This is a genomic window from Paenibacillus sp. B-A-8 (assembly GCF_048572915.1).
GTDB lineage: Bacteria > Bacillota > Bacilli > Paenibacillales > Paenibacillaceae > Paenibacillus_AQ.
In genome coordinates this window covers 925,534-943,021 of sequence record NZ_CP183882.1, presented here as the reverse complement: position 1 = coordinate 943,021, position 17,488 = coordinate 925,534, and the positions used below count along the sequence as shown (strand labels likewise).

At 44.2% G+C, this 17,488-nt stretch carries 14 protein-coding genes and 1 riboswitch; of the genes, 4 read left to right on the top strand and 10 right to left on the bottom strand.

Going from position 1 to position 17,488, the window contains the following annotated elements; all coding sequences use genetic code 11:
- Positions 1-35 precede the first annotated feature (35 nt).
- Together ACN6MV_RS04210 and ACN6MV_RS04205 are read left to right on the top strand one after the other, a co-directional pair.
- The gene (locus tag ACN6MV_RS04210; RefSeq protein WP_076120088.1) at positions 36-713 is read left to right on the top strand and encodes a response regulator transcription factor; all 678 of its coding nucleotides are present in this window, start codon (positions 36-38) and stop codon (positions 711-713) included.
- Positions 714-838: 125 nt separating this feature from the next.
- Entirely contained in the window at positions 839-2,062 is a 1,224-nt protein-coding gene (locus tag ACN6MV_RS04205; protein ID WP_419885780.1) for a HAMP domain-containing sensor histidine kinase, read from the top strand.
- Between the two features lie 88 nt (positions 2,063-2,150).
- Here the strand turns inward: ACN6MV_RS04205 and ACN6MV_RS04200 are convergent, their stop codons facing one another.
- The 3 genes from ACN6MV_RS04200 to ACN6MV_RS04190 all read right to left on the bottom strand — a co-directional run bounded on the left by ACN6MV_RS04200 (position 2,151) and on the right by ACN6MV_RS04190 (position 4,511).
- Positions 2,151-2,783 carry a carbohydrate-binding family 9-like protein gene (locus ACN6MV_RS04200; RefSeq protein ID WP_419885779.1) on the bottom strand — a complete coding sequence of 211 codons (633 nt, stop codon included), beginning with the start codon at positions 2,781-2,783 and terminating at the stop codon, positions 2,151-2,153.
- Between the two features lie 215 nt (positions 2,784-2,998).
- Entirely contained in the window at positions 2,999-4,000 is a 1,002-nt protein-coding gene (locus ACN6MV_RS04195; RefSeq protein ID WP_269321989.1) for a Gfo/Idh/MocA family protein, read from the bottom strand.
- Between the two features lie 343 nt (positions 4,001-4,343).
- Positions 4,344-4,511, bottom strand: coding sequence for a hypothetical protein (locus ACN6MV_RS04190; RefSeq protein ID WP_419885778.1), 168 nt, complete (start codon positions 4,509-4,511; stop codon positions 4,344-4,346).
- 33 nt (positions 4,512-4,544) lie between these two features.
- Between ACN6MV_RS04190 and ACN6MV_RS04185 the strand changes: the two genes are divergently transcribed.
- A complete protein-coding gene (locus tag ACN6MV_RS04185) occupies positions 4,545-4,820 on the top strand; it encodes a hypothetical protein (protein ID WP_375104818.1) in 276 nt (91 codons plus the stop codon).
- A 117-nt stretch (positions 4,821-4,937) separates the two neighbouring features.
- Here ACN6MV_RS04185 and ACN6MV_RS04180 read toward each other — a convergent pair whose 3' ends face one another.
- From ACN6MV_RS04180 to ACN6MV_RS04155, 6 genes are all read right to left on the bottom strand, one after another.
- Positions 4,938-5,666 (bottom strand): ECF transporter S component, encoded by a 729-nt coding sequence (locus ACN6MV_RS04180; RefSeq protein WP_076120093.1) that lies wholly within the window; start codon positions 5,664-5,666, stop codon positions 4,938-4,940.
- Positions 5,648-7,318, bottom strand: coding sequence for an ABC transporter ATP-binding protein (locus tag ACN6MV_RS04175; protein WP_419885777.1), 1,671 nt, complete (start codon positions 7,316-7,318; stop codon positions 5,648-5,650). Before ACN6MV_RS04175 ends, ACN6MV_RS04180 begins: the two co-directional genes overlap by 19 nt.
- Positions 7,291-8,181: an energy-coupling factor transporter transmembrane component T gene (locus ACN6MV_RS04170; RefSeq protein ID WP_419885776.1), complete on the bottom strand. Its 891-nt coding sequence runs from the start codon at positions 8,179-8,181 to the stop codon at positions 7,291-7,293. The genes ACN6MV_RS04175 and ACN6MV_RS04170 overlap by 28 nt, the downstream gene beginning before the upstream one ends.
- Positions 8,181-9,149: a DUF4430 domain-containing protein gene (locus tag ACN6MV_RS04165; RefSeq protein WP_339289252.1), complete on the bottom strand. Its 969-nt coding sequence runs from the start codon at positions 9,147-9,149 to the stop codon at positions 8,181-8,183. Before ACN6MV_RS04165 ends, ACN6MV_RS04170 begins: the two co-directional genes overlap by 1 nt.
- Before the next feature lie 74 nt (positions 9,150-9,223).
- The gene (locus ACN6MV_RS04160) at positions 9,224-14,143 is read right to left on the bottom strand and encodes an S-layer homology domain-containing protein (RefSeq protein WP_419885775.1); all 4,920 of its coding nucleotides are present in this window, start codon (positions 14,141-14,143) and stop codon (positions 9,224-9,226) included.
- Between the two features lie 163 nt (positions 14,144-14,306).
- A riboswitch (cobalamin riboswitch) is annotated at positions 14,307-14,508 on the bottom strand.
- Between the two features lie 91 nt (positions 14,509-14,599).
- Positions 14,600-15,178 (bottom strand): hypothetical protein, encoded by a 579-nt coding sequence (locus ACN6MV_RS04155; protein ID WP_076120097.1) that lies wholly within the window; start codon positions 15,176-15,178, stop codon positions 14,600-14,602.
- A 222-nt stretch (positions 15,179-15,400) separates the two neighbouring features.
- Between ACN6MV_RS04155 and ACN6MV_RS04150 the strand changes: the two genes are divergently transcribed.
- Positions 15,401-17,122 (top strand): cellulase family glycosylhydrolase, encoded by a 1,722-nt coding sequence (locus ACN6MV_RS04150; protein ID WP_076120098.1) that lies wholly within the window; start codon positions 15,401-15,403, stop codon positions 17,120-17,122.
- Positions 17,123-17,184: 62 nt separating this feature from the next.
- On the opposite strand, the gene ACN6MV_RS04145 is transcribed toward ACN6MV_RS04150, so the two are convergent.
- A complete protein-coding gene (locus ACN6MV_RS04145) occupies positions 17,185-17,478 on the bottom strand; it encodes a hypothetical protein (RefSeq protein WP_042124198.1) in 294 nt (97 codons plus the stop codon).
- Positions 17,479-17,488: the final 10 nt, after the last annotated feature.

Below are 17,488 nucleotides of genomic sequence, written 5' to 3'. Positions count from 1 at the left end.
CAGATATAATGAAAGCTTAATAGAGGAGGAAAATCGTGGCTACTATACTTATCGCTGATGATGATGATAACATCCGAAAGCTAATGTCTTTATTTTTGCGAAAAGAAGGTTTTGAACTTAAAGAAGCCAGAGATGGTACAAAAGCCTTGTCCATAATAGAGAACTCGCGAGTTGATCTCGTCATTCTAGATATTATGATGCCAGGATTGGATGGTTGGGATCTCTGCAGAGAAATCAGGCGGTCTGATGCCAACATCCCCCTCCTCATGGTGACGGCTAAAGCGGAATCTGCACACAAAGTGAAAGGCTTTCAACTGGGTACAGATGACTATCTAACCAAACCGTTCGATCCGCTTGAACTCGTGATGCGAGTAAAAGCTTTGCTTAAACGCTCGCTGGTCGTTTCTTCACAGTCTGTGCAATTAGGTAATGTGCTGCTCAACCGCCGTACTTTCCAGGTCACGCGCGGTGAAGAACCGGTCACGATTCCTTTGAAGGAATTTGAGCTTCTGTTTCTGTTGGCCAGTCACCCCGGGCAAATCTTTACAAGAGAACAGTTGATTCTTCAAATCTGGGGATTGAATTATGAAGGAGACGGACGGACTGTAGATGTGCATATAAGTCGGTTGAGGGAGAAATTCAGCGGCAACGACGAGCAATTTCAAATCGAAACGGCCCGCGGCCTGGGATACAGGCTGATTCCTACGCCATGATCAAGACTCTGTATGTACGTGTCATTCTCACGTTTCTAGGCATCATTATCTTTAGTCTAATCTGTTCCTTTTTCATTGGATTGTATGTCTTTCAGAAACAAATAAGTTACGAGGGGCAGAATGAAATGATCGTAGTGGGAAAAGAAATCATTCACCGCTATGATGACGCCAAACCTATGGATACGGATGAGTTCCTGAATAGTATGGTTAAGGTATCCGCACACCCTATCCACCTGTACAATCATGCCGGAGAACATACCTTTTATGGGCTCAAGGGTAGTCCGGCTGTCACTGTCCCCCCCGAAGCTGTCAAACAAGTGCTGCAAGGAAAGCTCTACCGCTCTTCTGCGAAAGATAAGGATATCTTTATCGGTATACCCTTTATGTTGGACGGAGAGTGGCGTGCGATGTTCTTGCAGTATTCTGCCGAGAACGAAAATATCGTCAATCGGATGGTGCTCTTTGTGCTATTACTCGTGCTCTTACTGGGTAGTGTGTGCATTCTTATTGCCGCTAGATATTTGGTAGAGCCGATCAAAGCACTAACGAATGCGACAAAAAGGCTGGCCAAGGGTGATTTCGAGGTGGAGCTTAAAGTGAACCGAATAGACGAGATCGGGGAATTAACACAAAGTTATGTAGAGATGGCAGGAGAACTTAAACAGTTAGAACAGATGCGGCAGGATTTCGTATCCAACGTTTCTCATGAAATCCAGACACCGCTTACGTCTATTTCCGGCTTTGCCAAAGCGTTGCAGAACCATGATTTGATCGTGGAAGAGGAACGCAGTGAATATCTTGATATCATCATTGCGGAGAGTGAACGACTGTCGAGGCTAAGTGATAATCTACTGAAGCTCGCATCTCTGGATTCTGAACATCATCCCTTCAACGCAAGTCCCTTCAATCTTGATGAGCAGATTAGAACAATCGTTGTAACCTGTGAGCCGCAATGGTCAGCCAAAGGCATTGTTATTGATTTAGAACTACCGGAAGCTGTCAAAATTATGGGCGATGAAGATCAACTGAAGCAAGTATGGATGAATTTACTCAGCAACAGCATCAAGTTTACACCGGAAGGCGGGAAAATCCGCATCAGTATAGATCGTAATGCAGCAGAAGTATCCGTCACTATCAGCGATAATGGAATCGGGATCTCCCCGGAAGAGTTCAACGCCGTATTCCAAAGGTTTTATAAAATAGACAAGTCGCGTAACGGAAACAACAATGGCAATGGCCTCGGACTTGCGATCGTTAAAAAAATTGTCTCTCTGCATCAGGGAAGCATAGCGTTGGACGGTGCGGTTGGAGAGGGAACGACAATTATCGTTAGGCTACCCTTGTCTTAGAACAAAACTAATTTCCCTAAAAAGATAAAAAACCTCCAACCCCGCATATGCGGCTTCGGAAGTTATTCATTAACACTATGTTATGCAGTTACTCTAAGTACAGAATCCCAAAATCACTGCTGCTATGAAATTCTGGTTTGTTCGAATGAACTCTGCTCCATGTTCCAAAGTGTGGATAGGTCGTATCGTCGCCGCACTTGTAAAAGTTTCCTCTCATCTTTTTTCCCGGCACTGCCCGAAAATCCGGAAAATAAGATTGTACCCAAGTCCATGGGATCGAAAAGCTTAATTCCCAATACGCTTCCCCTTTAGCATTAATTTGATCTGTGGTGGATAGGATGCGGAAAAGCGCCGGATTGATAGTGATTGGGAAGCGATCATACCGATCCGCTCCTATCTGCAAGAGAATTGTGCCATTCGCATTAAATTCGAAATTCATATAGCGCTGGTCCGAATCCGGATTAGGCTGAAAAAAGAACTCGATGCAGCTATCCTTATACACGGGATCATTCATGTTTCTATATGTTCGTATTGGATTCTTTTCGTAAACCTTAAACTGAAGCTTTAGATCCTCCTGACTGTAATTTAATCTCGCTGTAACGACAGGACTATACTCTTTAAGCCATTGATACTGCTTGATGATCTGGACTTCTTCTGTATGTGAAACATCCGTCTGATTTGTCAGGTGAGAAATTACTAAGGTTTCCAATTTTCTTTCCATGGTTCATTCCCTTCCGTTCGGAGTCCTACTGGGGCTAATGCAGCAAAACAACCCCATTAATTAACTTGTTTATTAAGACCCGCGTTTATCCGGTTTTTCAATACGCAGTCTCGATCCCCGAGATTTCGCACAGCCTTCTGCGTTACCTGTAATGCGGATGAAGGAGACCACCCGCTCTATATCCCTCTCGGGCGGGCGCCTCCTCCCTTCCACCCTTATTTCGCGCAAGGTAACGTAATTCCTTCATGGATTGCCTGGTCGGCCAGGAGAGCGATCTCCATTGCCCGGTAGGCATCCTCCATTGCCGGTATAGCGGGCAAGTTGTTCTCCAGCATAGATAGGAAATAGTCCAGTTGGGCACCCGTAGGCTTCACGGAGAAGTCCATATTGATCTTCTGGACCGTTCCTTTCCGGTTGTCTTCGACCTCGACCAGATTTCCCAGATGCTGCTCCTCTCGCGGTCGATCATTCTTGTAGATGATACGGATCCGGCCAGCCGGTCCGATGAATTCCTTCCGGTTGTCAGTCGGCATCCCCTTGCCCCACCCTGTCTCGAAGTAGCCGATGGAGCCATCCGATAGACGGAGGGTCATGAGTCCGTAATTGTAAGTGTACGGCGGGACTTCTTCATAGAGACGCTGCCCGATCCCGTTGACGCTTACCACGTCCGCCCCTGTGGCCCAACGCATCACATCGATATAATGGACGCCGCAATCCACAATCGGTGAGACGTCCCGGAGCAGGGACAGATGGGAATCCCAATTCTTGGAGGGCTTCAATTGGGTTAACCGAATAACCAGGGGGAAGCCGATAGCACCCTCCCGGATCATCTTCATAACTGCCTGGTAAGTGGTGTTGTGACGAAGGATGTGACCGATCAGCACCTTGGTCTTGGCTCCACGGGCCAGCTTCATGAATTCCTGCGTTTCCCGTGCATTGCCCGCCATCGGCTTTTCGCATAGGATATGCTTTCCTGCCGCGAGGCATGCTTTTGCAATCTCCAGATGGGAGGACGGGTACGTGGCGATAATGACCATATCCACATCCTCTCGCTCTATCAAGGCCCGGTAATCTGTACTCCAACACTCGGCTCCGTATTGGCTTGCCACTTGGGAGGCCCTGCCCTGGTTCCAATCTACGACACCAATCAACCGGACCCTCTCCTGCTTTGATATGGCATCCAAGTGAAGTGAGCCCATATAACCACAGCCTATCACGACTGCCCCATACCTTTTCACGATGCATCCATCCTATTCTTCTCACTCATAGAGGTTATTTTATGTTGATCCAAGCTTCCTTGTTAGGCTGCGGATTCCGCCTCGGCTTGGACTTACGGACAATGTATCCGCCAGCTAAGGGATAAATTCAAGGGTGCCATTAGGCGGGATAAACAGATGTTAATCCCTTTCTTCATGAATATCCTTTTCTTTCATTTGTACTATTCCGGATTACAATAGAACAACTTTTGTCTTATTATTACCTTTATTATATAAGAATGATGGAGATTTTTATTTAGCTATGAAAGTTACTTTTTGCACGATTCCGTTATTTTATCTAATTCTATATAGGTGCTGCCCCACCATGCCCCCGCTCCAACATCCGGTCCGCAAGCGATTCCCCTTCCATGAGTGGACTCCCTCCATTCATTACGCGCAGTTCCAGATGGTCGCGCTCCGCTTGTTCCCGGGAAGGAAGCTGTATGATTTCGAGCTGTTTTATGTGTGCCACGGCCAATTGTCCGTTGCGATGGAGGAGGGAGTAATGGTAGGGAAGAATGTCTTTCTTCATCAGGGAAGCATAGCGCTAGACGATTCCGTTGAAGTGGGGACGTCAATTATCGTTAGGCTACATTTGTCTAAGAAGCAAAAAACAGGCGATACTCCGGTTACTGGAGCATCGCCTGTTTTTGTTAGGTTAGATCTAGGAGCATCGCCACTGGGTATATTCTCTTCCCATTATGTTTCTCAGTTGCTAGTATCACAGCCACTAGTCACTACCTCCCCACCTTCGGCTAAAAACCGAAGGTGGGTTCATTAAGCCCTTTAGGTTGTTTGTGTTTTGGGTTTCGCGCTGATGGCAGCGGAGAGAACGGACTGATTGTGGAAAAGCGGAGCGTCCGCCAGCGCAATGCGCACAACACCCCGCACAAACACCCTAAGGCTCAATCAACCCATACTTCGTTTTTATCCGATCCAACTTTTCAATCATAGGGTTAGCAATAAAAAACAAAAACACCACCGTGGAGATCGCATGCACCATATCAAACCAAAAGGCGGAAATATAAGTGGTCATCAAAGCCGACCATGAGAACTCTGAAGTGAACATCATCAGCGAGCCTATATTGATGATGCCTCCGTATACCAAGAAAGTAGCTAGCCCTCCGAAAATGCAGAGAGACAGCTTAGTCTTTTTAAGCAGACCCTTCTTGAAGAAAATGCCCGCCAGAAAACCAATAATGCCAAAACAGAACATTTGCCAAGGCGTCCAAGGTCCCTGACCAAAAAAGAAATTAGAGACGAAGCCCGCAACAGCGCCCACCAAAAACCCTGCCTCCGCCCCCAAGCTCACCCCTGCAATGATGACAATAGCAACTACTGGCTTAAACTGTGGCAGCATGAAAAAGGCTGCGCGTCCAGCAACGGCAATGGCTGCTAACACTGCTATGACGATCAATTCCCTCGCCTGCGGTTTCCGATTCTCGAACACCATCGCAAACGGAATCATTGTATAGAGGACGATCAATAGACTAATAAAGTAATATTTGCGATCATCTAGGACGAAAATGCCTAACAAAATTGTAGCTGGAATAACTACAAAGATTAGCAGTCCCGCTAATAAAGTTCGACGACTCAAACGACGACTCGTCACCTGCTTCGTTGACATAAATCAATCACACCCTCTATCGTTACTCCCTCGCTCCATACATGACGCGCCATACGGTTGGCGGCAGTCGTATAGAAGCTGTTTCCCGCAAAAAACTTCTGCGCTTCATTCGTAGTAATGATACTTCCATCAAAAAACATGGCGCAAACTTCCGCATATTTGGCACAAAATTCAACGTCATGCGAAACCATTACGATGGTAACACCTTCAGCATTAAGCTTCTGTAAGAATAAAGCTAATTTCTCTTTAAAAGGCCCATCCAGTCCCTTCGTCGGTTCATCCAGCAGCAGAATCTTTGGCTCTAACAAAAGCACTTTAGCCAGCGCCGCACGCTGCTGTTCTCCCCCGCTAAGATCATACGGATGCATCGATAGGAGATGTTCCAGTTCTGCGAACTTAACCACAGCCTCGACTTTAGCCACCTTTTCTTCCTTCGTTAAAGGAAGCTGGGATAACATTTCGAATAGATCTAGCTCGACTGTTTTTTTCACAAATAAGGTTTGTGGATTTTGCGGGAGAATACCCAGATTGTTAGTAAACAGTTCCTTGGCGTTCATCTTCGCTGGATTCTTCCCACCGATTAGAACCTTCCCTCTGTACGGCTGAAGAATGCCACTCATCAGCGACAGCGTCGACGTCTTCCCCGTTCCATTTCCACCAACAATAGAGTAGAATTGCCCCTGCTTCACTTCAAAAGACAAATCTTTTATGATATCGGGTCCGTGTTTATCATATTTAAACCATACATCTTTGAACTTTATGACAACAGGGCCGTCCGCTTTCATGCTTGGCTGAGATTCTGTCATCAGTGCAGGTGTCTTATCCTTCAGAAAAGCATCCAGCCATTGGCGACCTTCCTTCACAGTAACAGGCCATGCTAAGCCATTTTCTACGCCTGCGTATATCTGCATCGGTGAGGGCATGGACAGGAACATCGGATGATTCAGCTTACTTAAGGCCTCGCCCACCCTTTGCGGGGTATCATCAGCAATTACAACGCCCTCATTCAGCACAATCAGCCGATCTGTGAGCGGAAGAACATCCTCCAGACGATGCTCGGTCATGATAACGGTTGTGCCAAGCTCGCGATTTATCTTCTTGACCGTCTCCAAAAAATCGGAAGCCGCGATAGGATCTAGCTGAGAGGTAGGCTCATCAAGGATTAGAACCGAGGGATGCATAGCCATAATCGCCGCTAAATTGAGTAATTGCTTCTGGCCACCTGATAGCTCAGTCACACTTTTATGGAACCAGGTCTGAATTCCGAAAAAGCTCGCCATCTCAGCCACGCGTAAACGAATCGTAGAATTGTCATAACCTAAGCTTTCAAGACCAAAAGCCAGCTCATGCCACACCTTATCCGTCACAATTTGATTGTCCGGACTTTGGAGTACATAACCGATTTCTGCTGCCTGTGTCCGATGATCGATCTCCTCTACAGGTTGACCCTTATAATAAATCGCCCCTTGGCGTTTGCCATGTGGGGTTAGGATTGTTTTCAGTTGTCTTAGTAAGGTACTTTTGCCGCAGCCTGACTTTCCACACACAGTAATAAAGTCTCCGCTTGCAATCGTAAGATTGATATTCGAAAGAGCCATCTGCTCTTGTTCAGGAAAAGCAAAGCTTAGTTCTTCGATTCGATAGATTTCCATTTCATTGCCTCCACCATATTGATGAGCACAGGGATCATACATAGCGCAAAATAAGCGATATATACAAGGATACTAAAAGGTGTAATTGCGCTCGCTTTAATCGACGGATAATATCTCATCGTGTTCTCACCCATCGCTGCGCCGATGGCTACCATCGCAATTAAGCCTGTCAAGATCAAGAGGGCTACTTTATCCCGGGCATCTAGACGGAAGATCGAAAAGCTTGTACGTCCAGGCAATCCATATCCTCTTGACTTCATAGAATCCGCCGTCTCAATCGCATTTTCCAGAGCCCAGGTGGTCATTATCGATAGGATCGTAATCCCATTGCGTGCTCGAGCGAGGAGATTTCCCTGTGTGACATCCCGGCCTATGCATTTTTGGGCATTCGAAATCACCTTGATTTGCGCTAAATATCTAGGAACAAAACGAAGCACCATCGAAAAAATCAACGACAGTGCCGGCAGTATTTTTCCGAATATATAAATAAACTTATCCGAGGTCATCACGACGTTATAACAGGAGAACCAGATGATTACCGTCACAAACATGCACGCCGCTGCTACACCATAAAGAATGGATTCCTTCGTAATGGGATTTCCATTGTTCAAATAGAACAGGATCGTTACCCCTTGATGATTAAAAACAGGGTTCATAATCGCCATAAATAGTAGAAAAGGAACCATGTACAGCAGATTAAATCGAACGGCTTTCTTTCCTTTTAACATAAAGGAGTAGACCACTGCACTGATAAGGGCAATCACCTGAAATATCGGATGCATGAACACCATGCTAAACAGCAATACCACAACAAAATATAGAAAATTCACAAACGGATGAAAGGTAGAAAAGCTATCCTTCATTATTTCTGTGCTCCTCCTGTGGCTACATAACCACCTACATCTCGACCTAAATCACAAGTGTATACCCATTCAACGACATCGCCATCCTTAAGAACATAACGACTGCTGCCGTAGTTAGGGAACCAGCCGTTAACTTTGTACATCCATCCACTAAGCTCTCCAGCATCAAATTCATACAGGTTATTTATACCTTCAATATAATTACTGTTATAGATCGGCGTCATGCTGAATTCCATATGGATTTTATTCTTCTTCATCTCTCTTAACAAAACATCAAACACAGACTCACCTTCATAAAAGGTTACCTTCTGCGCTTTATAAATGATACCATCTGCCGGCAATACTTCAAGCTTATCCTTATTAAAAATATCCATATTATCTAAAATCGTTGCCGCCGAGACGGACAATGTAGCCGTTAATTGCTTCTTCTTATCCACTGTTGCATCTTGCCATTCCACGGGCTTAGGTTTCCCGCTCGGCACTGGATCGGTAAGGAATTTATCCTTTTTCGGTTCCTGCTTGGTTTCTGTTGTCGCTACTTTTGAATCTGGTTTGGTTACTGGTTTTGCCGTCGCTTTCGTTTCCGGCACGGACGTTTTAGCCGCTTTCGGTGTTGCGGTAGGTTGTGCCTGTATGTCCGATTTAGGTGTTGCGGTCGGCTTTTCAACATCTGTTACCGCAGTTTCGGTCGGCGTTACCTCTTCAGTTGGTTTTACCGTTTCAACGGGCTTAGCTGTTTCGCCAGGCGTAGCTGTAGGTGCTATCTCCGTTGTCTCGGCATCACTTGAGGCTGTGGGCTCTACATCAACATTCTGATTCGAAGCCGTGTTGTCTGATTCTACAACCTGAGACTCTGCAATGTTACTTGCAACCTTGTTCGGGCTCTTCTGATAATTCCCGCCCCAAAAGAAGGCAATCGCCAACACACCAATAATTAGTATCGCTGTTAGCCATTTTTTCTTGTTCATTTCTTAAGTTCCCCACCTTAAATAATAAGCAAGGGTATACACGCTACCCTTGCTTATCTCTTCTAAATATAGTTCTATTTAACGTCTGTCATGTCATAAAGACTCGTCTGACCCTTAACGAACCGATCATAAGCAACCAGTGCATACATCGCTTGATCCGTAGCCATAAGATCTACTTCTCCTGGTTTCGCGCCTCCGTTGCCTACTCCACCCTGCTTCACGTGATAAAAACCACCTTCAGCTGCAGCAAAGCCAAGCAGCGCATCTACCGCTGAATGTCCATTTTTAATGAATCTGGAATCCTTATGCGGATCTATACCAAGTCCAGTTAAAGCTACAATCACCTGAGCAATGCTCTCGGAGTTCGTAGACTCCCAGCTTGCAAAGCCGCCGTCTGCTGTTTGTGTTTTGGATAACCAAGTTATTCCACGATCTACAGCAGCCGTTACTTTGGCATTCGTTTTGTAATAAGGGGTTAAGCCTTGAATAACCATCCCAGTGATATCCGGATCAGCCTCAGTAGCATTACTGCCTAATGCCCATCCTCCACCGCTGATCTCTCTGCCTAAAATGTAATCAATGAGCAGCTCTCTTGTTGTTTGCGTCTTTACATCTTTAACTACTGGAATGTCGTAATGATTACTATCCAGTGCGATCAGCGCAAACACAGGTCCATTAATACCTTGCTTGATTACAGTATCAAAATCCGCGAGCGGTTCCAGTAAGTTATAACCCGCCACTTTATCAATATTTTTGCCGATTGAAGTTAATGCCAAAATAACTCTATCATATTCCGTATATTTTACGCTATGCAGCTTCCCAGCTTTTTCTTTAAGGGTTGCTTCTACATTCGCATAGTACTTAGCGTAATAACTATCTGGAACCTTCACACCAGAACGTGCCAGCCCGAACACTGTCCAATCCCCGCCAACCGAGGCGATGACCGGGTTTGTTACTGTTTTTTGCAAAAAGGCTGCTGTGTTCTGAATATATGGACTAACCGCTTTGTCGCCACTCTTATAATCATGGGTTCTAGTAGCAACAACAGCTGCCATTTCTCTCGTTACAAGCTCTTTAGGCTTAAACTGATTATTATCACCTAACATAAGTCCGGTGGCAACAATGGTTTCCACATCTGCTTTAGCCCATGCGGACGCGGTATTGATATCTTTAATGGCTGTCCCTGGCTTCGTAGCCGGGATTGATAATGCTCTGACAATAATGGCTGCCATTTGCTCGCGAGTAATCTTGTCATTTGGCTTAAATTCATTATTAAAGCCTGTAATTAAACCTGCTTTATGCGCAGCATTCACATAAGGATAGAACCAATCACCCAGAGCGACATCCTTATAGGTAATGCCTTTGTCACTCTTAATATCAAGTTCTAATGCAGAAACTAGAATCTTAGTAAACTCTGCTCTTGTAATATGATCTTTCGGATTAACCTGACCATTGTTACCTTGGATGTACCCTTTTACTGTAGCTGTTTCAATCGCTGAGAACGCCCATGGTGAAATTTTATCGGCGTCTTTATACAGTTGCTCAATGCCATTAGGAGTCGCTGTTGGAGATGGACTCACATTCGGAACACTACTGGCTTCCGGATTAGTTCCCCCACCCGGAGCAGGAGTACCACTTGGTTTTGGTGTCGCAGATGGGGTTGGCATCGGTGCATTTACATCCGCACCCAAATTCGTAGTATAACGCCACTGAATTCTATCCCCAGCGCTTAGGTTATATGAAGATGCACCATAATTAGGATAATTTCCATTCACATTATACATCCATCCACTACCGCTACCATGGTCAAATTCTCCATCACCAGCTATGGATTCAACATACACACTTCCAAATGTACTGTTCCAAGAATAACTATAGTCGATATCGCGGCTATCTAGCACTCTCTCTAGTACAGACCATACTGTGTCACCAGATTGTAGCTCTACCTGTACAGATGGAACAACATATCCCTTCTTAATCGTAAGCTTATCCACGGATAGGGTTACGTATGTCTTCGATGGAGTGGTTCCTCCACCTTCATTGCCACCATTACCGTCACCACCAGGCGTTTGTACTGCACTGGAGGAATACGCAATGTAATCAGTGAAATGATTAGTTTTTACGATTAAATCATTTCCACTATCATAGGCATACTCAGACTTACCGCTTGCAAAGCCTAAGTCATCGCTTGCAAATTTTTGAATCGCATGAGGTGTACCATTTTGAATATAAGCTGCATCTTTTCCTTTAAGGTCCTTAAAGGTTAACGTAATAAATTGACTGAATTCTACTCTTGCACTGCCACCCATGGAAAAAGCATGAATAATGCTCTCCAGCTTCTTATCCTGAGAAATAATCTGATTCAGACTATCTTTTAGTGCAGCTTCTGTGCCTGTTAAAGGTGACATCAGTTCAATCGCAGAGGCATCTCCGCTTGTCACTTTCGCACCCTTAGGGATGACTACAGATACGTCACCTTTGGCAGCCTCAATCTGAGGAAGGTCGCTGTTACTAGGTAAACTAACACTAACCTTCGATTGTTGGTCTTTAGGAATAACTACCGTTATTTCCTTGTTGCTATCTCCGGCGCTGATCGGAACGATATAATCATGAGCATCATCATTGATTATAACTTCCGGCTTATCACCAGAAGGTAACGGGAATTCTTTCGGACCCTCTGGTTGTACAGGTGGTTGTTCAATTACCACATCAGTCATATCAAAAAGACGGTTACTATGATTGATTAGACGGTCATAAGACACAAGTGCATACGTACCTTGGTCCGTAGCCATACCATCTACTCTACCAGTGAGAATATGCTTAAATCCACCATCCTGATCAGCAAAGGTAAGCAGTGCATCTATAAGCGAATTTCCTTTTTTAACAAACCTTGGGTCACTGTGCGGATCTACGCCTACACCAGTTAAAGCAACAATGACCTGTGCGATGCTCTCACTGCTTGTGCTTCCCCAGCTTGTAAATCCACCTTGATCATTTTGCGTACTCGATAACCATGCAACCGCCCGATCCACAGCAGCTTTTACATTAGGATCCTTTGCATAGTAAGGTGCAAGTGCTTGCATCGTCATTCCGGTGATATCGGTGTCGGCTTTAGTACCAAATAACGCCCATCCACCAGTCGGTGCTTCTTTTTCTAAAATATACTGAACCAGTTTCTCTCTTGTGGTTTGATCTGTAACGCCTTCTACTACAGGAATATCATAGTTATGACTATCTAAGGCAATCAGTGCAAATATAGGACCATTAAGCCCCTGCTTCTGAACATATTGAAAATCTGCAAGTGCATTTCTTAGATCATAGCCTGCAACATTCGTGATATCTTTTCCGATCGAGGTAAGTCCTAGAATCGCTCTGGAATGCTCAGTACTTTTCGATGCGTCGAGTTTTCCATCCTTCATTAGCTTAGCTACTTCAGTAGCTACATTGTTATAATAAAGATTGTAATAGCCACTTGGAACCTCGTAATTGGCCCGTGCCAGAGAAAGAATCGACCATTCCCCGCTGCCTGTTCCAAATGACGGATTCTTTACAGTGTTTAGGATATAGGCAAGGTTTTTATTTAATTGTTGTTTTGCTACAACGGTAGTAGGCTGTTCTAATTGAACATCAGTCATGTCATAGAGACGTTTGCTATTATTAATCAGACGATCATAGGATACGAGTGCATATGTACCTTGATCCGTAGCCATAGCGTCTACTTTACCGGTGAGAATATGCTTGAATCCACCATCCGGCCCAGAGAAGCTAAGTAAAGCATCTATAAGTGAATTTCCTTCTTTAATAAACCTAGGGTCACTGTGCGGATCTACGCCTACGCCAGTTAAGGCAACAACAACCTGTGCGATGCTCTCACTGCTTGTGCTTCCCCAGCTTGTGAATCCGCCTTGATTATTTTGTACACTCGATAACCATGCAATCGCCCGATCCACGGCAGCTTTTACATTAGGATCCTTTGCGTAATAAGGTGCAAGTGCTTGCATCGCCATCCCGGTCATATCGACGTCGGCTTTGGTTACACCTAATGCCCAGCCTCCAGCATCTGCTGCACCTTTTTTAACTTCTCTATCCAAGATGTACTGAACCAGGTTTTCTCTTGTGCTTTGATAGATTACTCCCTTCTCATCAGGATCAGGGAATAATACTGGAATTTCGTAGTTATAACTATCTAGTGCAATCAGAGCAAATATGGGACCGTTGTTCCCTTGCTTCTGAATATATTGATAATCAGCGAGTGCATTTCTTAGGTCATGACCTGCAACATTCGTGATATCTTTTCCGATAGAGGTAAGGCCTAGAATCGCTCTGGAATTCTCTGTGCTTTTGTTAGCGTCGAGTTTTCCATCCTCTTTGATCATCGAACTTATTTTCGTAACTACATTGTTGTAATAGAGATTGTAATAACCGTTAGGTACTTTGTAGTTCGCACGTGCTAGAGAAAGAATCGACCATTCTCCGCTGCCTGTTCCAAATGACGGATTCTTTACGGTGTTAACGATGTAGGCCAAGCTTTTATCTAACTGTTCTTTGGCAGTGATTTTATAAGTAACCTGATAGGTTACATTATCTGCTTTGTTTCCTGCGCCATCCACAGCCGTTACTGCGATTACGTTACTACCCGGGTTAAGAGATGCTTTGTACTCACCATTAGTAGCTGACAGAACGACTTGGTTCAGCTTTACTACTGGAATAATGTCTTTGTAGACATTGTCTGTAACCACTACTTTGAAGCTTACATCTTTACTGGATACTTCCTGTTTATCTTGTATACCTTCTATCAAAATCGTAGGCTTCTCTGTATCTGGCTCTTGTACTAACGCATTAATCTGCTCTACTAGAGCTTGATCAACCTCTGTTGTTACAACTGCACTATCGGCAATTGCTTCATTCGCATGAGCCGGGATTACACTTGTAGAGAACGTCGTGATAAATACAGCTACAATGAGTAACCAAGCTAAAAACTTATTTTTCTTCATGTTTCCATAACCCTTCCCTTCTTTTCCTATGATAAAAAACAGAATAAACTTTTTAACACTACAAAAAAACCACTCAACATAACGTCAAGAGGTTTAAGATAGTGAACCGCAACATTAGCAGGCATATACTATATCAAACACCTCTCTATCGCTCGTAGAGTTTAACGGTGTATCAGAAACAGGCTGATATTCTGGCTCAAGTATCATCACCCTTGCTACCTTCCCAGTTTCCCAGTGGTACCTTGCAAGGACTCCTCTTTCACAGCGGCGGGACCGCGCGGGATTCACACCCGCTTTCCATTTAACCAATCTATGATTGTATTTCCGAAACATTCATAATTGGCACCTATTGCTAATATTAATTTTTCCATGCTTCATCATATCTAATATAGATGCTTTTGTCATGCAATATTTGTTTTTTGTATAACAAGTAGTTGGAGATAAATCTATTGAATATCAAACCATTTTAACCACAATATACTCTTTTTCTCTCAGTTCAAAACCATCCTCCAGTGACAAAGAGGCCAAATCAAAGATTCGGTCATACTTTTTATTACGTGGGTGCCCTTCCTCCTCTGCCCAGCAAGTATAAAGCTCAAACTCGGTACCAGCTACTCCGATATCTGTCATAAGTTTAAATAACTCCCGGCAACACTTGAGTGAGGCGTTATACGATCCCGGTAGAGTATCTTTTAGCTTAGGGGATACAGAGAAGCCGCCCCAATTCGGTGAAATCCGATACACAAACGGACTTCGAAAGTGCTTGCGAATCTCATCGTTCCAATACCCAAGTTCCTCTATAAAAATACCCGCTGCATCTTCTTCCGAGTCATATACAAGACAGTCCTCATCTCTTAAATGAGATAGATCTGCGATGTCATCCAAAGGAATTATGCCTTGCAGGCGCAGAGCCTCTCTTTGTTTCTTATACTCTGGTGAATTTTTCACTTCATCATATGTCTTTTCTGACAGTACACTGCCTCTTTCTCCTAACGGAAGCTCTGTAGACGAGCCTATGTAATGAAATCTGCTCACTGGTTATTCCTCCATGACTTTTGGAATCAATTCAAATCACTAATTTCCATATGAATTTACCACAAATTAGTAAGGTACTCACTACAAATGTTCTATGTTAGGGTATTTGGTAAGCGTTTACAACAAAAAAATGGAGGTGCCAGTGTTCATCTACGTACCAAAGTGCTTGAGGAAAGGTCAGGTTTAAGCATCCTCAAAAATGATCTTACAAAGGAGAATTCAATGACTACTCGAATCCAGAAATCCTTCTTATCATTGACCCTTGTTACCGCTCTTCTGCTCTCTTTGTTCTCATCCATTGCCGCCGCTGCTACCAAGGACGAGCAACAAGCTAAAGCAGCACCAAAGAGTAAAATCCAATCCTATGTAGACGATATGCAGCCCGGATGGAACCTTGGCAATACTCTAGATGCTACAGGTGAGGATGAAACCTCCTGGGGAAATCCGCGTGTGACCCAAGAACTGATTAAGAAAATTGCCGCACAGGGCTACAAAAGTATCCGGATTCCTATCACTTGGGATTCACACATAGGTGAAGCACCGAACTACACCATTGAAAAAGCCTATCTCGATCGTGTCGAAGAAGTGGTCGGCTGGGCGCTGGACGCCAAGCTTTATGTAATGATTAACGTCCATCACGACTCCTGGTTATGGGTAAGTCATATGGAAGAGAAGCATGATGAAACGCTCGCGCGTTATAACGCAGCATGGACTCAAATTGCGGACCGCTTCAAGGATAAATCCGATAAGCTGATGTTCGAAAGCATCAATGAACCCCGCTTCACAGATGGCGGAAGCACCGATGAAGCGAAGATGGAGCAAATGCTTACAGAACTCAACACTTCCTTCCATCAAATCGTTCGGAACTCCGGTGGAAAGAATGATGTACGTCCGCTAGTTCTACCTTCATTAGAGACTTCTCCTACGCAGCCTAGAATGGATCAGCTCTACAAAACGATTATAGCTCTCAACGATCCGAATATAATTGCTACCGTTCACTTCTATGGCTTCTGGCCGTTCAGTGTGAATATCGCCGGCTATACCACGTTTGAAAAAGATACAAAAAACGATATCACCCAAACTTTTGATAACGTTTACAACACATTCGTAGCTAAAGGAATTCCGGTTATCGTTGGTGAGTTTGGACTACTGGGCTTCGATAAAGATACAGGTGTGATTGAACAAGGCGAGAAGCTGAAATTCTTCGAGTACCTTACCTATTATTTAAAAGAAAAGAAAATGACCTCTATGCTCTGGGATAATGGGCAGCATTTCAACCGCAAAACATATAAGTGGTCCGATTCCGAGCTGCAGGGTGTATTAATGTCCGGTCTGAAGGAACGTTCCTCCAGTACCGAAAGCGATCTGGTCTATCTTAAAAAAGGTGCAACCATCAAAGACACCAAAGTGAAGCTTAATCTAAACGGAAATAAGCTTACTACCATTAGTGTAAATGGCAAATATCTAACTAAAGGCAAAGATTACACCTTAAATGGCGAGGAGCTTACACTCAAGGCCAGCCAACTTAAAAAGCTCACAGCTTCCCAAAAATACGGTGAAAATGCTGTGTTAACGCTGAAATTCAACAAAGGCGTTGCGTGGAGACTAAAGATCATCGTGAATGACACTGCCAAATTAAGTGATGCCAAAGGTACGACTGAATCGTTTGCGATTCCGACTACTTTTAATGGCAACCAGCTTGCCACGATGGAGGCTGTCTATACCGCTGGCGGCAATGCAGGCCCTCAAGATTGGACTCCATTCAAGGAGTTCGGCAATACTTTCTCACCGTCGTATAACACGAAAGAAATCAAGCTGCTCCCAGCCTTCTTTAAAGATGTTAAAGATGGAGAGGTCATCTTGAAATTCCACTTCTGGAATGGTGATATCCTTACTTACAAGATCACGAAGAGTGGCACTAGTGTTGTAGGAAAGTCTTCTTAGCTTTCACTGTATAAAATAAATAGGAGTGTCCCTTCACAGGGACACTCCTATTTTTAACTACATCATACATAAACTTCTTCATACGTCATCAACATCAAGCGATAGACCAGATATACTCCAAGATAGGCTCCCGTTAGAAGGAACATTGGATTCAAAAAAATCGCATGGATCGAAGTCATAAATACCGTGTTATCCCTTAATATTTCATATATGGCTAGGGCAGAAATATTACCTAAGATAAGCGCAGACAACACAGAAGCCACATTAAATACAATGCGCCACTTTATCCATTTCCGTTGTATCATTAGCATGACAATGGGTACCACTATACTGCCAAGAACGATTAGAAATTTCATCTAGCCACCC

Coding starts and splice junctions, on each gene's coding strand:
- ACN6MV_RS04205 (WP_419885780.1), top strand. CDS start 839: ATGATCGTAGTGGGAAAAGAAATCATTCACCGCTATGATGACGCCAAA.
- ACN6MV_RS04200 (WP_419885779.1), bottom strand. CDS start 2,783: ATGGAAAGAAAATTGGAAACCTTAGTAATTTCTCACCTGACAAATCAG.
- ACN6MV_RS04185 (WP_375104818.1), top strand. CDS start 4,545: ATGGTAGGGAAGAATGTCTTTCTTCATCAGGGAAGCATAGCGCTAGAC.
- ACN6MV_RS04180 (WP_076120093.1), bottom strand. CDS start 5,666: ATGTCAACGAAGCAGGTGACGAGTCGTCGTTTGAGTCGTCGAACTTTA.
- ACN6MV_RS04175 (WP_419885777.1), bottom strand. CDS start 7,318: ATGGAAATCTATCGAATCGAAGAACTAAGCTTTGCTTTTCCTGAACAA.
- ACN6MV_RS04170 (WP_419885776.1), bottom strand. CDS start 8,181: ATGAAGGATAGCTTTTCTACCTTTCATCCGTTTGTGAATTTTCTATAT.
- ACN6MV_RS04165 (WP_339289252.1), bottom strand. CDS start 9,149: ATGAACAAGAAAAAATGGCTAACAGCGATACTAATTATTGGTGTGTTG.
- ACN6MV_RS04160 (WP_419885775.1), bottom strand. CDS start 14,143: ATGAAGAAAAATAAGTTTTTAGCTTGGTTACTCATTGTAGCTGTATTT.
- ACN6MV_RS04150 (WP_076120098.1), top strand. CDS start 15,401: ATGACTACTCGAATCCAGAAATCCTTCTTATCATTGACCCTTGTTACC.
- ACN6MV_RS04145 (WP_042124198.1), bottom strand. CDS start 17,478: ATGAAATTTCTAATCGTTCTTGGCAGTATAGTGGTACCCATTGTCATG.